Origin of the sequence: Candidatus Poriferisodalis sp. (genome assembly GCF_965237655.1) — a bacterium.
GTDB lineage: Bacteria > Actinomycetota > Acidimicrobiia > Acidimicrobiales > Poriferisodalaceae > Poriferisodalis.
Genome location: NZ_CBDEGB010000001.1, coordinates 1 through 19,036, shown reverse-complemented (window position 1 = coordinate 19,036; position 19,036 = coordinate 1). Strand labels below are relative to the sequence as shown.

Annotated in this window: 17 protein-coding genes and 1 pseudogene; 15 read left to right on the top strand and 3 right to left on the bottom strand. The window is 65.5% G+C overall.

Going from position 1 to position 19,036, the window contains the following annotated elements:
* The first annotated feature begins 6 nt into the window (after positions 1-6).
* The 7 genes and pseudogenes from ACPXYO_RS00090 (at position 7) to ACPXYO_RS00060 (ending at position 9,612) form a co-directional block, all read left to right on the top strand.
* A complete protein-coding gene (locus tag ACPXYO_RS00090) occupies positions 7-1,194 on the top strand; it encodes an RES domain-containing protein (protein WP_423915660.1) in 1,188 nt (395 codons plus the stop codon).
* Positions 1,195-1,322: 128 nt separating this feature from the next.
* Positions 1,323-2,192, top strand: a complete 870-nt coding sequence (locus ACPXYO_RS00085) for an SIR2 family protein (protein ID WP_423915658.1) — start codon at positions 1,323-1,325, stop codon at positions 2,190-2,192.
* A gap of 84 nt (positions 2,193-2,276) precedes the next feature.
* On the top strand, positions 2,277-2,660 hold the full coding sequence (locus ACPXYO_RS00080; protein WP_423915656.1) for a hypothetical protein: 384 nt from the start codon (positions 2,277-2,279) through the stop codon (positions 2,658-2,660).
* Positions 2,653-4,782, top strand: a complete 2,130-nt coding sequence (locus tag ACPXYO_RS00075) for a DUF4020 domain-containing protein (protein ID WP_423915655.1) — start codon at positions 2,653-2,655, stop codon at positions 4,780-4,782. The genes ACPXYO_RS00080 and ACPXYO_RS00075 overlap by 8 nt, the downstream gene beginning before the upstream one ends.
* A 1,160-nt stretch (positions 4,783-5,942) precedes the next feature.
* A pseudogene (locus tag ACPXYO_RS00070) lies at positions 5,943-6,778 on the top strand (IS256 family transposase); the annotation flags it as partial.
* A 196-nt stretch (positions 6,779-6,974) separates the two neighbouring features.
* Positions 6,975-8,165 (top strand): IS110 family transposase, encoded by a 1,191-nt coding sequence (locus ACPXYO_RS00065; protein WP_423915653.1) that lies wholly within the window; start codon positions 6,975-6,977, stop codon positions 8,163-8,165.
* The gene (locus ACPXYO_RS00060) at positions 8,068-9,612 is read left to right on the top strand and encodes a transposase (protein WP_423915652.1); all 1,545 of its coding nucleotides are present in this window, start codon (positions 8,068-8,070) and stop codon (positions 9,610-9,612) included. The genes ACPXYO_RS00065 and ACPXYO_RS00060 overlap by 98 nt, the downstream gene beginning before the upstream one ends.
* A gap of 176 nt (positions 9,613-9,788) precedes the next feature.
* Here the strand turns inward: ACPXYO_RS00060 and ACPXYO_RS00055 are convergent, their stop codons facing one another.
* Positions 9,789-9,977, bottom strand: a complete 189-nt coding sequence (locus ACPXYO_RS00055; RefSeq protein WP_423918597.1) for a helix-turn-helix domain-containing protein — start codon at positions 9,975-9,977, stop codon at positions 9,789-9,791.
* Positions 9,978-10,334: 357 nt separating this feature from the next.
* On the opposite strand from ACPXYO_RS00055, the gene ACPXYO_RS00050 reads away from it, so the two are divergent.
* Positions 10,335-11,009, top strand: coding sequence for an MgtC/SapB family protein (locus ACPXYO_RS00050; protein ID WP_423915650.1), 675 nt, complete (start codon positions 10,335-10,337; stop codon positions 11,007-11,009).
* A 205-nt stretch (positions 11,010-11,214) separates the two neighbouring features.
* Here ACPXYO_RS00050 and ACPXYO_RS00045 read toward each other — a convergent pair whose 3' ends face one another.
* Together ACPXYO_RS00045 and ACPXYO_RS00040 are read right to left on the bottom strand one after the other, a co-directional pair.
* The gene (locus ACPXYO_RS00045) at positions 11,215-11,340 is read right to left on the bottom strand and encodes a hypothetical protein (protein WP_423915649.1); all 126 of its coding nucleotides are present in this window, start codon (positions 11,338-11,340) and stop codon (positions 11,215-11,217) included.
* A 261-nt stretch (positions 11,341-11,601) separates the two neighbouring features.
* Entirely contained in the window at positions 11,602-12,261 is a 660-nt protein-coding gene (locus tag ACPXYO_RS00040) for a TetR/AcrR family transcriptional regulator (RefSeq protein ID WP_423915647.1), read from the bottom strand.
* Positions 12,262-12,483: 222 nt separating this feature from the next.
* Here ACPXYO_RS00040 and ACPXYO_RS00035 point away from each other — a divergent pair, with 222 nt between their 5' ends.
* From ACPXYO_RS00035 to ACPXYO_RS00005, 7 genes are all read left to right on the top strand, one after another.
* Entirely contained in the window at positions 12,484-14,106 is a 1,623-nt protein-coding gene (locus ACPXYO_RS00035; protein WP_423915645.1) for an AMP-binding protein, read from the top strand.
* Complete coding sequence (locus tag ACPXYO_RS00030) at positions 14,103-14,897, top strand: alpha/beta fold hydrolase (protein WP_423915643.1); 795 nt, start codon at positions 14,103-14,105, stop codon at positions 14,895-14,897. Before ACPXYO_RS00035 ends, ACPXYO_RS00030 begins: the two co-directional genes overlap by 4 nt.
* Positions 14,894-15,907 carry an LLM class flavin-dependent oxidoreductase gene (locus tag ACPXYO_RS00025; protein WP_423915641.1) on the top strand — a complete coding sequence of 338 codons (1,014 nt, stop codon included), beginning with the start codon at positions 14,894-14,896 and terminating at the stop codon, positions 15,905-15,907. Before ACPXYO_RS00030 ends, ACPXYO_RS00025 begins: the two co-directional genes overlap by 4 nt.
* Entirely contained in the window at positions 15,907-16,668 is a 762-nt protein-coding gene (locus ACPXYO_RS00020; RefSeq protein ID WP_423915639.1) for an SDR family NAD(P)-dependent oxidoreductase, read from the top strand. The genes ACPXYO_RS00025 and ACPXYO_RS00020 overlap by 1 nt, the downstream gene beginning before the upstream one ends.
* Positions 16,661-17,899: an amidase gene (locus ACPXYO_RS00015; RefSeq protein WP_423915638.1), complete on the top strand. Its 1,239-nt coding sequence runs from the start codon at positions 16,661-16,663 to the stop codon at positions 17,897-17,899. The genes ACPXYO_RS00020 and ACPXYO_RS00015 overlap by 8 nt, the downstream gene beginning before the upstream one ends.
* Positions 17,900-18,086: 187 nt before the next feature.
* On the top strand, positions 18,087-18,764 hold the full coding sequence (locus ACPXYO_RS00010; protein WP_423915636.1) for a molybdopterin cofactor-binding domain-containing protein: 678 nt from the start codon (positions 18,087-18,089) through the stop codon (positions 18,762-18,764).
* Positions 18,765-18,771: 7 nt separating this feature from the next.
* A partial coding sequence (locus ACPXYO_RS00005; protein WP_423915635.1) for a molybdopterin cofactor-binding domain-containing protein occupies positions 18,772-19,036 on the top strand: 265 nt, incomplete at its 3' end.

Below are 19,036 nucleotides of genomic sequence, written 5' to 3'. Positions count from 1 at the left end.
GAGAGCGTGAGTCCTTTGGTCGTTGAGGAGCCCGCGCATGATTGGCCGGACTGGCCGCTTGGCCACGCGCCGGAGGAGAAGTACGAGTCCTTCGGCGGAAGCGGCGAACTGGTCTGCAGCCAGTGCGTCATCGACCCAGCGGTACGCGATGAGGTCTTCAACATCCATGAGGAGGCCGTGTGCGGCTACTGCAGGGGCACGCTCGGCCCGTTTGCTGAAGACACCGTTGTATTCGAGTACGTCTACCGATGTCTGGGCCAGGAGTACGGCGACCGATGGCATGGCCCGCTCTTCTACGACAAGGAAGAAGACCGGCACTTCGGAATCAAGAAGCGGGAAACATGGGAGGTGCTCAATGAGGAGGACAGCCCATTCGCCGACGGGAGCGCACTGGAGCAAGAATTCGAGGCACTGATTCAACACGACTGGTACCGGCTCGACTCGCAGGTTGGCGAATACCACGAACGTCTCATATGGGGCTGGGAATCGTTCCAAAAGCGGCTCATCGATGGCCCGAGGTTCCTGTTCTCGCTCTCTGAAGCCGAAATGGGGGAGGCGTCAGCACGGAGCCTGTTCCGGTTCCTGGGCGAGTTCGCTGCTGAGGTCGAGTCAGGTTTTGTCAAGACTTGCGAACCCGGACAGGTGCTGTACCGGGCCCGTGCTGCGAAAAAGATCCTCACCTCGGCAAAGAAGCTCGGCTCACCGCCTCCTAAGCACACAGGTCCCCAGAGGATGAGCGCCTCGGGCGTGTCGTGCTTCTATGCAGCCGAAGATCCAGCCACTGCCAAGAAGGAAGTCCCTGTCAAGAAGAAGGAGCAGTTGTCGCTCGGCGAGTGGGTCACGAAGCGTCCGTTGACATATGTCGATTTTGTCGACGAACCCGAATTGCCGAGCCTGTTCGACTACCCCCGGTCGCAGCAGCGGCCCTACATCTTCTTCTTGCGCGAGTTCGTCAGGCGAATCAGCCAACCCGCTGATCCAAAGATCGGAGACGCCAACGCCTACTTGGCGACCCAGGTATTGGCGGAGCACTTGCGGTTCGGCATGACCGTCGCCGACAGGCACGGCATCGAGGCCGTTCGTTATCCCTCGACCGCACGCAGGGGAGGCGTCAACTGGATGATCTTCGGGCGACCGGATCGAACGAAGCCGCGGTCAGTGAAGCTCGTCTCGTCCCAGCCGGCAACCGGCTGAGGCTCAGACCTCTCCCTTAGACCGCCGCGAACCGACAAGGGCCTCGGAACTGGAGGCGGTGCTGCTCGCGAGCCATGGGACCGGTCGGCCAAGTGGTCTGCGGTTCGGAGCTCTCTACCCTGCGGTGGATGCGGCTTGAGCACGCAGAACTACCGACCGGCCTCGTGGAGGCGCACAAGCAGGGATGTCTTGTCTTGTTTGTCGGTGCGGGTGTCTCGCTTCCGGCTCCGTCGTGCATTCCGCTGCTAGACGGGCTGGCTCATCGCGTTGCTGACGAACTCGGTCTCGGAGGTGCCCCCGACGTTTCGAGCGCGCCTGAGGAGATGTTCGAGGAGCTCGAGGGGCGGGGACTCGGTGTCCACGCCGCCGTTCGCAGAATCGTCGGTGAGTCCCCTGCACCGAATGATGTGCACAGAGCTGTAGATGAGCTCGCTCAGGCGGGACCCGCGATACGAATCGTCACGACCAACTACGACCGGCACTTGGCTGCGTGCCTGCCGCAGAATGTTCGGGTCTATGAGGCGCCTGATCTTCCCGGTGACGAGGACTTCGAAGGTGTCGTTCATCTGCACGGTTGGGTCGAGCAAGAACCGAGCCGGCTGGTTATTACCAGATCGGACTTCGCCGAGGCCTACATGCAGCCGCTGTCGCCGACGCTCGCGTTCCTGCACCGCATGTTCGCGTCGAGCACGGTGCTGTTCGTCGGATACAGCGCCGACGACACACTGATGCAGTACGTGCTGCGCGCCGCTCGCGGCCGCACGGATCTGCTGACCCTTCATCCCCGGCCCGACGATCCCAAGTGGAAGGCGCTGGACATCACGCCGGTGGGATACGGACATCACGACAACCTGCCACTCTTGCTGAGTGAGTGGGCGCAACGAGCCGGCACGACCCGTGATCAGCACGTCGATTGGGTTACTCGAATCGTCACCGAATGCGAGTCTCTCGACGGGCTCTCGGACCTCGACGAGTCCTACCTGGCCGATGTCATCTGAGATCCGGATCTGGTGCAGGCCTTCACCCAGAACGCCCGCGGGTCGGTTTGGATCCAGTGGATTGCAGAACGCGCGAACACTGCCTTGTTCGCACCGACGTCTGAGGTCCTGAGCAGCGTCGACAATGCGCTGCTGTCGTGGTTCCTTGATCACTTCAACGACGACGACGACACCGCAGACGCCGTGCTGCGGGCACTCCTCGCCCGCCGAGGGCGCATTCACTCCACGCTCTGGGCGAACTTGGTGACTCGCCTGGGTTTCCGCGGGGGCACAAGTCGCGGGATAGCCGCACGGCTGCGACTGGTTCTGGCGGACACCGCTCCGATCGCGCTGGGCGCCGACCGATTCCGGTACTTCACGAATCTGATGCGCTGGAACGACCTCGGCGACAACGAGTTCTTGGAGCTCATCGATCGAGTCTGCGCTCCAACGATCCAGCCACCCCCCCGATGGGTGGCCCATGCTTGAACCGTCTCTTGCCTTCACCGCAACGAGTCAGGATCCGAACTCCGACCGGATACCACGCGATCCTGATGGCGAATTCTGGACGCAACGCACTCACCTGATTCCTGATCTGCTGAGCATCATCGACGCGCACATCCGCCGCGTCTGCCGCATCGAGAGCATCGCCGGCAATCACGACGCCTTCGACGGGCGTGCCGCCATCGAACCCCACGAACAGAACCTCAGCGCCCCCGACAGGGACTTCCTCGTCGATGCCGCCCGCGACCTGCACGATGCCTTAGCTGCTGACCGGCCCGGCATCGCGTCGGGCTTCGTCGAATCGTGGACCGCGTCGCCATGGCCGATACTCAAGCGGCTGGCCATCCACGCACGGGCAGAACGCACCGACATCCCCGCTGACGACAGACTCGACTGGCTGCTTCAACAGAACGGATGGGTGACAGACACCTCACTCCATCACGAAGTCATGCGACTCATCGCGCGAGCCGTTCATCAGGCGTCCGAGGACCGCATCGAAGCACTCATCCAAGCGATCACTCACGACGATTCTCCCGATATCAGCTGGCTCATCTTCAACCGACTGAGCTGGATCGTCGAACATGCCCCCAACTCACCAACAGCGAAGAGTGCCTTCGCCGAAGCCCAAGCGGCTCAACCTGAATCTGCGATGTCCGAGCACCCCGATCACCTGCGGTGGATCGAGATCAGCTCCAGCTCGTCTGAACTCGAACCGATAGTCCCACCAGAGCACCTCGCGGCCGATCTTGTCTCAGATGCCTCCGCCGCCGTGGCGGCCCTGCTCGCCTACGCAGAGCCAACCGAAACCGAAGATGAACGGCCATACCGGTGGGATAGAGCGCTGATGGCAGCGGCTGACGCGACGGAACTCCAGCCTCTCGGAGGAATCGAATTGCTCGAGGCGCTCGTCGAGTCCGCAGACAATGGATCGGCACCGGTTCGTTCACTAGCCCGGAACGTGCTCACAACGCTGAACTCCCCGCAAGTGCGCTCCCAGCTCACCTCGTCGGACCGGGACCGAACGCGTCGGGTCCTCCGAAATGTATGGGACACCGTCGAACACATTTGGGAGGCGCCAAGTGAGGCGTTCGTCGAGCACGGATGGCACCACGTCGCGATCAACAACTGGGCCGGCAAGATCACCGAATTGGCAGTTCACATCGCCCTCACGGAAGTGAGGTCCCGATCAGTACCCGGCGGCGGTCTGCTGCCGGTGGACAGAGAGCTTCTTGAGCGCATACTCGAGAGCGACTCGCCGGCGGCGAGAGTTGGACAGACGATGTGCGCCCGCTACCTAGCACCCTTTCACGCCGCAGACCGAGACTGGGCCAGCGGACATTTGATGCCATTGATGGATCCCACCGAGGGCGAGCAACGATCGGTGCGCTGCTGGGATGCCTACCTTGCCGATCGACGCTGGAACCCTGAACTGCTCCAGGACGGGCTGCTCGACCGCTTTCACAGATTCGCCGAACACGCTGACCAATGCTGTGCTGAAGCGCGACGCGCATTCGCATTCCTCTCAGCCGAGCTGTGCGTAGCGGTCCATCCCGACACGCCAATCGGCTCCGCCATATGGCTCACCGGTTTCACCAGCGCAGCGTCCGAGGCGACACGAGCCGCATTCATCAATGCCGTCGCCCTACAACTGCAAACCGAGGACTCACAGGCCATCTCAGCGCAATGGCATGGCTGGATGCACGACTACTGGCTGTCACGACTCGAAGGCATCCCCCGACCACTCAACGAGTCCGAATCAGGAGCGCTCGCAGGCTGGGTCATCTTGTTGGACGAGAACGCACCCGCAGCCGTCGACCTCGCCTGCCGGGCTCCCACACCGCTGCCTCAAGACTCGTTCCTGTTCACAGAGGTGTACAGCGTCAACCAAGGAACAGGTCACTTCATCCGCTTCGTCGAACACCATCCCCACGAAGCGACGCGGTTCATGGCACACCTGCTGCAGAACACCTCCCACGACGCGGCCCGGAACATCGAGATGATCGCGGGCTACTTCATCCAAGCGCTCAAAGACCGCGTAGACGAAGCGACCTTCGAACCTGTGCGGACCGAACTAGACCGTCTCGGCTGGACCCACTCCCCACGGTGACACCAAAGGCGCAGCGACCGCAGTGTCGCACCACTCTCTTCGCACACCGATGTCGCGATTTCGGTGGTGGCCGCTATCTGAGCTCGAATGTCAAGCGATCAGCGGTGAGGTGAGTCCAGATGCGAATCGAGACGCGCCATCTCAGAGCGCGAACGGCCTCTCTCTTGGTCTTGGCGCGGCCGAAGCAGCGTTGACTGCGACGGCAGCCGTCGGTGTCGCGGCGAGCGGCCTGTGCGATGGCGACCGCTTGTGCCTCGGTTGAGAAGGTCCATGCGGGTGGCGCCGCAACCATGGAGAAATCTCATAACCCTCAGCTTCGCGGGAGCGCTCAGAACCACCGAAATCGGCAATTTCGCCCCGAAAATGGCCTCTTGGGAACCCATTTGTGCCGACTTTGTCCACCTTCGGAGCGCCACGCGACGCTCTGACCAGGGGTTTTACCCCTTCGCGGCCAATGTGGAGATTCGGCCAAAATCATGTGGAGATTCACGGATCGGCCAAAATTTGCCTCGTCTGACCTGGGCAAACGCGACTGGCCAACATCCCACCAAGAAGTTGTTGGCCAATATTTGTATTTTTGTTGGCCAGTATCCATGAAATCGGGCCGTTTCGGCCCGTTTTTGCGCGTTCTGGCGGGTGTTGAACCGCTCAACCGCGCCGAGTGGGGCAACTCGCGTGACGCGTGTCTTGCGCTGTCGGTGTGGGGACGCGAAGAAGCAAACGGCTCAGCGGCCGTCTGCCTCGTTCATGGCGTGTGAGGTGACTAACCGGGCCGGGTGCGTGTGGGTGCCCAAAATATGGTCGAGTGCGCTGACCAGGCATGATGCGCTTGCATCCTGAGGTTCTATGTGTCGCATTCTGTACCTGTTGCTGGTGTCGTTGGCGCGCTTGGCGGTGCGCTCGGGACGCTCGAGGGACCTTGAGATCATCGTGTTGCGCCATCAGCTCGCAGTCCTGCACCGGCAGAACAACCGACCAGCCCTCGCCGATGAGGACCGGGCGCTGCTGGGTGCGATCGCGGCGGCCCTGCCCCGACGGCGGCGAGCTGGCTGGCTCGTCACACCAGAGACCTTGTTGAGAGTGTCAGATCCTCTGTGTAAGGGGGTTGGTCTGAGAGTGTCGTGTCGGTGTTGGATGCCGAGGCGACAGGAAGGACCGCAATGATTGAGAATTATCGAGAGAGGCTGCCGGCGAGGCCGGCGGCGGACACGACGCCGTTGGTGTGTGACGAGGCGCTGGACGCGGTGATGGAACGCGTCCGCGCCGAGGGCGCCGAGCTGCTCGGCGCGGACGGGCTTTTGACCCAGCTCTCCAAGGCGGTGCTCGAGCGGGCGCTGGCGCAGGAGTTGACCGGTCATCTGGGCTATGAGAAGGGCGACCCTGGGGGGACTCGCGCAACGGCGCCGCGCCCAAGCGGGTGCACACCGACGTCGGCACCGTGGACGTGGACGCTCCCCGGGACCGCGACGGCTCCTTTGAGCCTCGGATCGTGCCCAAGGGCGCGACGCGCCTGGAAGGGTTCGGCGACAAGATCATCGCCTTGTACGCCAGGGGCATGACCGTGCGCGACGTGGCGGCCCATCTTGGGGAGATCTACGGCGTGGAGGTGTCCGGTGACCTGATCAGCCGTGTCACCGACGGGGTGCTCGACGAGCTCGAGGCGTGGCGCAGCCGGCCCCTCGACGCTGTCTGTCCGATCGTCTTCATCGACGCGCTGAACGTCAAGATCCGCGACGGCCACGTCGCCAGCCGGCCCGCCTATCTCGCCGTGGGCGTCGATCTCGACGGCCGCAAGCATGTGCTGGGCATCTGGATCGGCGACAGCGACGGCGAGGGCGCCAAGTACTGGCTGGGGGTGCTCACCGAGCTGCGCAACCGAGGCGTCGAAGACGTGCTGATCGTGTGCTGCGACGGCCTGCGAGGCCTCCCCGACGCGATCGAGGCGACCTGGCCCGCGGCCACCGTGCAGACCTCGTTGGTTCATCATGGGCGGGCCCGGAAAGGTTCCGGGTGTCATCCGCATCGGCGGAAGAGAACCAGTGCAGACCGACCCGGGAGGTCCAGACGCAGACCTGTTCCTTCCGTCGATGGCGGGCTTCGAACTGCAATCAGGAGTTGCGCTGCGAGCGCCGAAACGAGTGACGGTGGTGGCCTGTCGAGGCGGATGAGCCGACCTCGACGGAGGACAACACATGGCAACCTTTGCCGGCATCGACTGGGGCGGGGCTCATCACCAAGCCGCAGTCGTCGATGACATCGGGCGAGAGCTGACCAACCAGCGCTTCGCCCACGACCGAGCGGGCATCGACGAGCTCGTCGTTGTGCTGCGCGGTCACGACGAACTCGTTGGAGTCACGATCGAGCGAAGCGAGGGGCTGCTCGTCGAGCGGCTCCACAGCGAGGGCTTCGCAGTGTTCCCGGTGAGCCCGCGGGTTTCAGCAGCTGCCCGCGAACGGCACCAGGCCGCCGTTCGCAAGAACGACCGCTTCGACGCATTCGTGTTGGCCGACCTGATGCGAACCGACAGCTGGAGATGGCGGCCGCTCTCGCCCGCGTCGGCGCTGGGGGCCGAGCTGCGGGCCGTGACCCGGCATCGACGCCAGTGTGTCGAGAACCAGATCACCGTGGAGGCGCAGCTACGCGAGACCCTGATCGCGTATCACCCCTCTGTGACCGGCTTGTTCTCCAGCGTTGACCGCGACGTCACGCTTGCCTTTCTGCGTGACTACCCGACCCCGGCGGCTGCTGGCCGGGTCGGCGAAGCGCGCATGGCCGGCTTCTGTCGCCGTACGGGCTACTCGGGCCGGGTCCCGCCTGCTGTGCTCGCCGAGCGGCTCCGCACCAACCTGCTCACCGCAGCAGAGGGCAGCGTCGCCGGACACAGCTACGCGGCTCTGGCGTTGGCTGACCAGCTCGAGCTGCTGAACAACCAGCTCCGGTCCTACAACCGGCGCCTCGATGAACTCCTCGCCGACCATCCCGACCATCAGATCGTCGACAGCTTCCCCGCCGTTGGCCGTGTCACCGCGGCCGAGCTGATCTCAGAGATCGGCGAGGACCGCGGCCGCTACCCCACAGCCCAGGCGCTGCTCGCCGAAGCCGGCGCAGCACCGGTGACGCTGTCGTCGGGCAAGATCGAACGGGTCCGGATCCGGCGAGCCTGCAACCGCCGACTGCGAGCAACCACCACGAGCTGGGCCTACGTGCTCAAGCGAATCGACCCCATCTCAGCAGATCGCTACGCCCGGGCCTGCCAACGCGGCGCCACCAAGCACACTGCCCTGCGTGCCGTCGCCTCGAGCTGGATGCGCGTCCTGTGGCGCTGCTGGCAAGACCGCACTCTCTACGACCCGGCGATCCACCGACCCCAGACGCCCCGCTGACCTGACGCCACAACCCTCGCTCCGTCGCCGACCGAAACGACGTCGGCCCCGCCAGCGCGCCTGCCCCCAAACAACCAGCGTCAGGCCCAAGGTTGACAACAGGAGTCTCGTAGTGCACCTGCTGGGGGCCTCGCACCGCTACGTCACCTGGAACGACCCCAAACAAGTCGCCAAGGAACTGCGGCCCGTGTACGCCGCCGTCGACGCCCAAGCCGCCGAGGCGGCGCTCGACGAGTTCGAAGCCGGCATCGGCGCCAGATACCCCGCCGTGGTCAGCCTGTGCCGGTCGAGCTGGGAACAGTTCATCCCGTTCCTGGACTGCCCCCCAGAAGCCCGCCGGGTCATCTGCACCACCAACATGATCGAGTCCATCAACCGCCAGCTCACAAAGGTCACCAAGAACCGAGGGCACTTCCCCAACGAGCAAGCCGCCCTCAAACTGCTCTGCCTCGCCATGAGGAACATCACCACCAACACAGCAGGACCACAACGAACAGGAACCATCGGATGGAAACGCTGCTTGAACCAGCTCGCCGTCCGCTACCCAGGACGACTCCCGCTCACCCAAAATGACCAACCGACCGGCCCGCTTACACAGAACATCCGAGTGTCACTGTTGGGTTGGCACCGGCGGCGAATCGCCAGACACTGGACCCAACCCTCGAGGACGCCGGGCCGGCCATCCACCTCCGGCTCGCTTCGTCGCCTCATCGTTGAAATAGCCACCAACAACCCCACCTGGGGCTACCGCCGCATCACCGCAGAACTCGTCGGCCTCGGTCACCGCGTTGGCGCCTCCACCGTGTGGAGAATCCTCAAACAGCACCGCATCGACCCCGCTCCGCAGCGCACGAGCCTGACCTGGACCCAGTTCCTGCGCTCCCAGGCCGCCGTTGCCTGTGACTTCGTAACCGTCGACACGGCCCTGTTGCGCCGCTACTACCTGTTGTTGTTCATCGACGTCACCAACCGCGAGGTCTTCTACGGCGGTATCACCGCCAATCCGACGGGCGCCTGGACCACCCAAGCCGCCCGCAACCTCTTTGTGCGTCATCGCGACCGGTTCACCCACACCCGAGCACTCGTTCGTGACCGCGCCAGCCAGTTCGTCAACGACTTCGACGAGATCTTGCGAAGCGAAGGCCTCAAGATCTTGCGCAACCCGGTCCGCTTCCCAGTGGCCAACGCGTTCGCCGAACGCTGGATCGGCACCCTGCGACGCGATTTCCTTGACCGCACCATCATCTGGAACCAACGCCAGCTTCAGCGGCTCGCGATCGACTACATCGACCACTACAACACCCACCGGCCCCACCGCTCGCTAGACCAGCGACCACCCCGACACACCAACCCCGACGACAACACGACTGACCACCCGCTGCCCCTTCGACTCGTCCGAACGACCCGCTGCGATGGCCTCATCAACGAATACAAACATGCCGCCTGACCAGCCACGACACGGTTTTGGGCACCCACAGGTTCAGCCCGCGGCGGCACAGGACCCGATGCACCGTCGAGCCCGGCACCCCGGTCGCGGCCCCGATCCGCACCGGACCCCAGCGGCGGTGGCGCCGCAACGCGCAGATCCGCTCCTCGACCCGCTCGGGCGTCTTGGCCGGCGAGCTACGAGGGGCCCCGGCTGGAACGATCCGCCAGGCCCGCAACGCCCCCCTCGTCGAAGCGCTTGACCCACTTGTGCACGGTCTGGCGCGAACAGCCTATCTGCGCCGCCACCGCCGTCGCCGACTGGCCCGCTGCCACCCGCTCGACCAGCACCAGCCGCGAGCGAACCGACAGCGCAGGCCGCGGCACCCCACGAACCCTGATTGAACTACCCTCCGACACTGAGCCTCCGTTCGCAGCATGGGATTCCAACAGACCCCACACTGCCACGGAGGCTCAACTCGTCACAGCACCAGAACCGTCAACAAGGTCCATGGGCATTGCGTCTAGACGACGAGGTGCGACCTCAAGGATCGAGCAGGAGCCGAAGTTCATGGGATCAAGAGACCGCTCCAGGCCGCCGGAATTCGTCGACCGAAGGGACAGCGGTCACCGAGGACACCCTCGCCACTTCGTCCGAGATCTGGCCAGGGGAGTCGAGTATCTGCCAGCGGGAGTCGCGTGTGCGAGAACTGAAACTCTGTCGGCGCCCGTCGTCTGTTGGCGGTGGATGAGGTGAACGTCTCGGCTTGGGAACTTATCCTGCGACTCGTGCTCGCCCTCGGCTTAGGGGCGGTTCTTGGCATTGAGCGCGAAGCTCGCTTCAAGGCAGCCGGTACGAGGACTCATTCGCTGGTCGCGCTTGGCGCTGCATTGTTTACGGTCTCGGGGGTCGTTCTCGGAACCGACGACCCGCTTACGGACCGCACCCGGATCGCCGCACAGGTCGTGAGCGGCATCGGCTTCATCGGCGGCGGCGCCATCCTGCGCAGTGGGCTCACAGTGACAGGCATCACGACGGCGGCAAGTCTTTGGATGGCCGCGTCGTTTGGTGTCGCGGCCGGCGTCGGTTCGTATTGGGTAGCAGCCGCCGGAGGATTGCTCACGTTCATTGCCCTGTTCGGACTTGGTAATCTCGCCGATCTCTTGCTTCGGCGCCGGGGCTTGATGAATCTCGAAATCGATTACGAGCGTGGGCACGGGACCCTCGAAGTAGCTTTTCGAGGCTTGCGAGAGTCCGGAGGATTGGTCCGCGGGATGCAACTGGTGGACGAGGGCGTCAACAGGCACGTGTCGTTGTCAGTGTCCGGTGCGAACTACCGGTCCATGAGTTCAGTCGTCCGTGACCTAGGAGTCCGCGACGAAGTGGCCCGTGTGGCGTTGAACGCTGGCGAGCGTTAAGGGGGAGTGTCGTGGACCGTCTAGTCGCGGGCACCTTCAAGGCAATGTCCTGAGCATTTGATGTGACTCTCCGTCGTCGCCGGCAATCCAACGTTCCGGTCATGGGACGAAAGGGCGGATGCAAGGACCCGGCGATGCTTTGGCGCGACGCAGCCGACGGTTGCTCGGTTTGGGGACTACATCGGATAGTGCCCAACCGGACGGACTATTCGTCAGGCCATGTTGCGGCGGCGAGCGTTGTGAACGCCATCACGTATGCATCCGCGCCAGCGTCGCCGCACGGGTACTGGCCCTCACCGCAGCCATCCGGCACGACCAGACCAACCACCACCGACCCGCACGCTCACTCACCCCCTGCGATCACTGATCCCGCGGAACCAATCATCTAGATGTAACGGCCAACAAGGTTGTCAACTCGGCTAGTGGGCGTTGTGGGTGCCGGAAACTCTGCCGTGGTCGTTGACCTGCCGCGATGGGGCCGATGCTGAGTCCTCGTGTCCCGAATCTCGTACCGATTCCTGGTCCCAGGATGGAGCGCGTAACCGCTGGTCAGTGCCCACGACCGAATTATGGGCACCCACAGGCTTGGGGTTCATCGTTTGAGTAGCCGAGTTTCGCCCAGTTTTCTGCCCCCACCGTGCGCGGCGGGGTCGCCGTAGAAGCTGCGATACCAGGCCCTCGTCACGATGCGCGCGACCGTCTCCACGTCCACCGGCATCGTGTTGAGCGCGGCGTGGGCGAACGTTGTGTAAGCGGTCTGTTCGACCAGGGAGGCCATGGCCCGGGCGACCGTGGCTGGATCGAACCCGTCGAGCTGGACGCGGTCGTCGTTCTCCACCGCATGAACGAACCGGGCGACGTGGCGCTCGCGCATGGTCCACCAGATCGTGGTGAAGCGCCCCTCCACCGTCGTCGCCTCGATGAAGGCCCGCATCACGCCGCTGTTGGCGTGGTAATGCTGCAGGTATCCGAGGTTTGCTTCGAACAGAGCGGCCTCGGGGTCCTCGGCGATGGGCGTCGAGGACCGGCTCTGCTGGAAGAGCTCCTCGTGAATGTCCCGGATAACGCTTCTAAAGAGGTCCTCTTTGTTCTCGAAGTACCTGTACAGGCCGCCAAGGGAGAGCCCGGCCTGATCAGCGACATCGCTCATGCGGGCATCGACGTAGCCGTCTCTGGTGAAAACCTTCGATGCTGCGTCGAGGATCGTCTGTCGTGTCCGTTGACCCTTGGGCGTCGTCGGCTCAATGGCCATGGGCGCCTGCGTCGTCGGAAGACATGTGTGCGGTGTGAGGCACCTGACTGGTCCCTGCGTTGGTGGTCGCTTCGCGGGTCGTATCGGGGCTGGATACCCGCAATTTTCGATCCTACCGCCCCGTACGCGCCCCAACTAAACAAAAGCGATGTCGGTCTTGTGATAGTTTGGCGAATCTGCAGTACTGCGCCGAGTGAGCCATATCGGGAATGGTGAAGAGCAGTGGTCGATGACGTCGCAGAGCGCTACCGGCTCGCTGGATGGTGGACCGGCCGCCGGCTAGTCGACCGCTTCGAGTCGCACGTCACCGAGGGGCCGGACGAGCTCGCCCTGGTGAGTGGGGGCAGCACCCTGTCCCGGTCCGAGCTGTGGCACGCGGCCGGCGAGGCCGCCGACGAGATCCGTTCGGTCGTCGGCGCCAGCAGGCGGGTGGTCGTGATCCATCTGCCCAATTGCACGGCTTGGGTCGTCATGTTCCTGGCCACCTTGAGGGCGGGCCACGTTCCGGCCACGCCCCCGGTCTCCACGCCCGAGGCCCACCTGCGCCACATCTTCGGTCTGATTCAGCCGGCCATGGTTATCTGCGCAAGCCGGAACCGGCGGGCGTCGCCGGATGAGGTGATCCGGCGGGCCGCCGCCCGGGTCTCCACCCAGCTCGCTGTGGCTGTGGCAGACGGATCCCGGCTGGCGGTGCACGGCCCGGTGGTCCCCACAGCGGGGACCGTCGACGTGCCCGACACCACCGCACACCTGATGTTCACGTCTAGTACGACCGGGCCCCCGAAGGCCGTCAGTCACAGCGAGGACTCGCTGGCCGCTCTCAACGTGCAGTTCGCCGAGCGTTTCGGACTCGACCATCACACGCCCGTGTTCATGCCGTCACCGCTCGGCCACAGCGTCGGCGCCATTCACGGCGCCCGCCTGTCGCTGCTGTTGGGTGCACCGCTCATTCTCCAAGACGAATGGGACCCTCTCAACGCCCTGGAGCTGGTGGCCCGCCACCGCGCTGATTTCACTGCGGCTGCGACCCCGTTCCTGTTGGACCTCGTCAATGCCCGGTGGTCTGACTGCGAGCCCAAGCTGGCACCGTTGCGGAGCTTCCTGTGCGGTGGAGCCCAAGTGCCGCCGGCCCTCATCCGTCGCTGCCGAACCGAGCTGTCGAATACGTTCGTCACACCCCTGTGGGGCATGACCGAAGGCGGCCTCACCACGTGTGTGACCGGCTCATCAAAGACGCAGGTCGAGAGCACGGTCGGGGTGGGTTTGCCCGGGCTGGAGCTGCGAACCCTCGACGCCGACATGGGGCTGCAGGCTTCGGGGGCTGGCGAGCTCGTCATGCGCGGGCCGGGCGTGTTCAACGGCTACCACGGCCAACCCGAGCTGTACGCCGAGCTCATCATCGGCGACGGGTTCTTTCGCACCGGCGACCTCGCCCGTATCGATTCCGACGGCTACGTGTCCATTACTGGGCGGCACAAGGACCTGATTATTCGCGGGGCCGTGAACATCTCTCCCGTTGAGACCGAGAATGCGATCGCCGCCCATCCCGACGTGGTCGGCGTGGCCGTGATCGGGTGGCCCGACGAGCGTCTCGGCGAGCGCATCTGCGCGGTCGTGCAGGCTGGCGTTCCTCTCGATCTCGACGATGTCGTCGCGTTCTGCGCTGAGCAGGGCCTGCCGCGGCGGTACTGGCCCGAACGGCTGATGCAGGTCGATCAATTCCCACGAACGGCCGCAGGCAAGATACGCAAACAGCAGCTTCGTGATGAACTCGTCAGCGCCTCCGCCGTGACTGCCGCAGCGGGCGACGGCAGCGCAGGCTGGGATGGGGACGCAGGCCGATGAGCACCGTCGAGTTGGGCGACATCGTGGTCAACTACCGGCGGCAAGGCTCGGGGCCGCCGGTGGTGCTCCTGCATGGGCTGGCCGAGGACCATCGCTCCTGGAACGCCGTCGCGGCCCATCTCGGCGAGTTCACCGTCTACTCAATCGATCTTCGGGGACACGGTCGAACAACTCCCGGGCAGGGCGCTGGCACCCTGTCGCAGCTGAGCGACGACCTGGCGGCGTTCCTGAGCGCCGAGACCGGTCCTGCCGCCGTGGTCGGCTATTCGCTGGGCGGGACCATCGGGCTCAAGGCTGCGAGCGCTAGCCCAACCCTGATCGGTCACCTGATCGTGGTGGCCACGTCGTCGGTGGTCGGCGGGACCGCAGCCGAATTCTTCGAGAGCCGCATCGCCCAGCTCGAAGCTCACGACGCGGACGGCTTCGCCGCTGGCCTGCGCGACGACACGGCCCGCCAGATCGTCACCGAGGCCGACATTGACGCTGTGACCTCCCGGCGGAGAGACGCCGTCGGTTACGGCCACGGCTACATCAACGCGGCCCGAGCGATGGTCGGGATCCGCTCCGAGCCGCTGAACCCGCTGCTGGCGCAGATCGAAGTCCCCGTCGACGTCATCGGGGCATCGGGCGATGTCTTCTGCCCGCGCCGGGCATCCGACATCATCGTCGAGAGCGTCGACGACTGCCGGTACCACGAGGTGGCCGGCGCCGGTCATCTGGTCTCCGTCGACCAGCCCGACTCCTACGGCAAGCTGCTCGCCCAGATCTTGGGTGAGAGGGGACTCCCATGAGGCACCGCTACGGCATCTCCCTGGGTGTCAGCCCCCGCGAGCCCTTGAGCCGCACGGCCGAACTGGCCCGCGCCGTCGACGAAAGAGGTTTCGAGGCGCTGTGGTACATCGACTTCCAGCTCGGCATGAAGGACGTGTACGCGGCGATGAACCTGGCAGCGCTGTCAACCGAGAACGTGCTCATCGGGGCGGGTGTCACCAACCTCGTGACCCGCCACCCCACAGTGACCGCCAATGCCACCGCCGCGCTGGACGAACTCTCCGACGGCCGCGCTGTGCTCGGCCTCGGCGCAGGCTGGTCAGCCGTGCTCGGCGCCGGAGGCACGCCGTCGAGGCTGGCCGAGCTGCGCTCGGGGATCGATGATTTCCGCCGACTCTTCAGCGGAGAGCCGTGCGATCTCGACGGCAACGAGGTCCGCTTGGCCACTGCGAAACGCCAGATTCCCGTCTACCTCGCCGTCTCGCAGCCCGCCATGTTGCGGCTCGCCGGCGAGACCTGTGACGGAGCCGTGCTCATGGGCGCTGCGGACCCCGAGTTCTGCTCTTGGCAGCTCGACTACATCCACCAGGGGCTGGAGACCGCCGGACGCGACCGCGGTCAGCTGACCGTCGACCTGTTCGTCACCATGTCGATCGGCGACGACGAGGCGAGTGCCATTGACGACGTCAGGGCATGGGCCACCAGCCAGGCGGCCACCTTCCATCCATGGAAGCGGATGCCGCCCGCGTGGGAGAGGTTCCGTCCCGAGTTCGCGCGCGCCGCGGGCGCGTACGGCCTCGTCGACCACCTCTCGCTGCAGGCGGGGCACAAGCACACGGTGTCCGATGAGTTCGTCAAGTCGGTGGCGCTGGTGGGCGACCTCGACACGTGCGTCGACCGGCTCCGTCAACTGTGGCAGCTCGACATCGACCGGATCACGTTCGCGCTGCTGTCGGGCGGGCGCGAGCAGCGCCTGGCCCAGCTGGCAGACACCGTGATCGGTGCCGTCGAAACAGAGGGAGGAAGCTGATGGGGAACGACCCGCGGGTCGCACTGGTGACCGCGGCCGCCGGCGCCGGCATCGGAGCGGCGGTTGCGAGACGGCTCGCTCGCGACGGGCTGAACGTCGTGGTCACCGATGCCCATGAGCGCCGGTGCCGCGAGTTCGCCGACGTCCTGGCCGACGAGGTCGGGCGTGAGGTGAGCGCCTATCACCTCGACGTGACCGACCACACCCAGGTGCAGGCCGTCATCTCAGAAGTAGCGGCCGACAAGGGTGGGCTTGATGTGCTGGTCAACAACGCGGGCTGGTCGAAGATCGAGCCAGTGGCCGAGATGTCTCTGGAGACCTGGCAGCGCTGCCTCGACGTCGATCTGACCGGCACGTTCGTGTGCATGCGCTACGCGCTCGCCGCGATGATCGCCGCAGGCGGCGGCTCGATCATCAACATCTCGTCGATAGCGGCCTGGGAGATGTCAACCGAGCACGGCGCCGCCTATTCCGCGGCCAAGGCCGGCGTACTCGCACTCACCCGGGTGGCTGCCGCCGAGAACGGAGTCCACGGGGTGCGGGTGAATGCGGTGGCTCCGGGCCTGATCTACAACGATTTCTTGCGCAAGATCTACCCGCAGGAGTTCTTCGACAGCTACCTGTCAGACAAGGCGTTCCTGGGCCGCATCGGGCAGCCCGACGATGTCGCGAGCATGGTCTCGTTCCTGGCGTCGGATGAGGCGACCTATGTGACCGGCGAGGTGTTCACCGTCTCTGGAGGCGTGTCGGCTCGTGGATGAAGAACCCCTGTGGTGGCCGGTGCAGCGGCTTGTCGACGCCTACCGGAGCGGCAACGCCGGCCCTCTCGCCAGTGTCCCTGTCTCGATCAATGACGCTTTCCACATTGAGGGACACGTCACCACGCTCGGCTCGTTTGCCCACGCCAGCGACGTGGCCCGGCACGACTCCGGTGCAGTGCGCCGCCTGCGCCGCGCCGGAGCAGTCTTCGTCGGCAAGACCAACGTCTCGGAGTTCTGCCAGTCAGCCACGACGGACAACCTGCTGGGCCCCGACACTGCCAATCCCTTCGACCCTCGTCGAACCGCCGGCGGATCCAGCGGCGGTGCGGCGGCCTCGGTGGCCTCAGGCACCTGCACCGGAGGCCTCGGGTCCGACGGCGGAGGCTCGATCCGCATCCCCGCGTCGTTCTGTGGCCTCGTGGGCTTCAAGCCCACCTACGGGACCATCGACGACGACGGAGGGTTCCGCGCGTTCAGCCCGTTCATCTCCGCCGGGCCGCTCGTTCGATGCGTCGCCGACGCCCGCAGCCTGCACTCGGCGCTGTCCGCCGACGGCACCGGGACCAACGACGCCCCGGCCGGCAGGGGCCGACGCCGCATCGCTTGGTGTCCCAAGCCCGAGGGACGCCCGATCGACGCCGACGTCGGCGACGTGGTTGCAGCCGCGGTGACACGGCTCGCAGCCTGCGGCCACGAGGTGAGCCCCACAGAACTGGACTTCGGGGGCTGGGAGGAGATATTCGGTCCGCTCGTGCTGGCCGAGGAGGGCGAGCGCCGCGGCCACCTGCTTGGTGGTCCCGATGAGTTGACCTGGTATCACCGGCGGTCCTTGGTGGCGGCCGAGCACCTCGACCTGCGTGTTGTCACGGCGGCCCGTTCCGCCTTGGCTCGGTACCGGGAGCGGTTGGACCGCTACTTCTGTGACTACGACGTGATCGTCACTCCCGCCACGGCCACCACCGCCTTCGAGCTGGGATGCCGCCCGACGGCCATCGCCGGAGAGCCGGTTTCCCGGCTGTGGGGGGCCTTCCCGTTCGCGGTGCCCTTCAACGTCTCCGGACATCCTGCGGTGGTACTGCCCGCCGGGTTCGTCGACGGCTTGCCGGTCGCGATTCAGCTCATTGGACGGCACGGGGGCGACACCGAGTTGCTGTCCCTCGCCGAGCAACTCGAAACCGAACTGGACATACGTCCCTTCGCCCGCCTGTCGCCCCGCTGGTCAACCCCGTGAGCACCCGTCACGTCGGGCGTTCGGTGCCACGGCGCGAGGACCGCGGCCCGCTCACCGGACGGAGCCGGTACATCGCGGATCTGAAGATCGCCGGGATGGCCGAGGTCGCCTTCGTCCGCAGCACCGGAGGCCCACGCCCGGATCGTCTCGATCGACACGTCAGACGCACTGGCCACGGACGGGCGTGATGGCGGTGGTCACCGCTCAGGACCTCGCCGAGGTGAACGCCTTCCCTGACTACATCGGATACATCGGCCCGGTGGGGCAACGGCCGCTCGCTTCCGACAGGGTGCGCTTCGTCGGCGCCCCGTACGCCGTGGTGGTGGCGTTGGACCGCTACATCGCAGAGGACGCGGCCGCTTTGGTGGCCGCCGGAACGGAGTTCGAGTCACTGCCGACCGTGGCAGACCTCGACCAGGCTCTTGCACCGGGCGCGCCGAAGCTGTACGACCACTGGGACGACAACTGCTCGGTGGATCAAGCGGTCCACAGGCCCGAGGTGGACCGGGCATTCGACGAGGCGGACCACACCTTCACCGATACCTACATCAGCCAGCGCCAGTCGGGGCTGCCGATGGAGACGAGGGGCGTGGTGGCGGACGCAGCCCGACGGAATGCTCACGGTCTGGTCCTCCACGCAGAGCCCTCACATCGTGCGGACCACGATCGCTCAAGCACCGGCCGCGGCTTCGGGGTTCCCGAGAGCACCTTCGTGATGGAACGCATCATCGACCGGGTGGCCCGGCTGACCGGGACCGACCGGGTGGAGCTGCGGCGCAGGATGCTGCTGCGGCGCGGGCAGTTGCCCTATGTCATGCACGGCGGCGGGCGCGTCCGACTCCGGCTCGCACACCGAGTGCTTTGAGCGGGCTTTGGAGTTGGCCGAGCCCGCGCTGGCGCGGGCTCGATCAGCCCACGCCGACGATCCCGATGTGCGAGTCGATGTGGGCTACGCCAACTACATCGAGCCGACCTCGCCGAGCTACTTCCTCACGACCGGCCACTGGGCGGGCGGCGACGCGGCCACGGTGAGGGTCGATCCCGACGGCTCGGTGCGGATCGCAGCCGGGCTCAGCGCGTTCGGCCAAGGCGCAGAGACCGCGGCCGCTCAGCTCGCGGCCGACGCGCTGGGCGTCT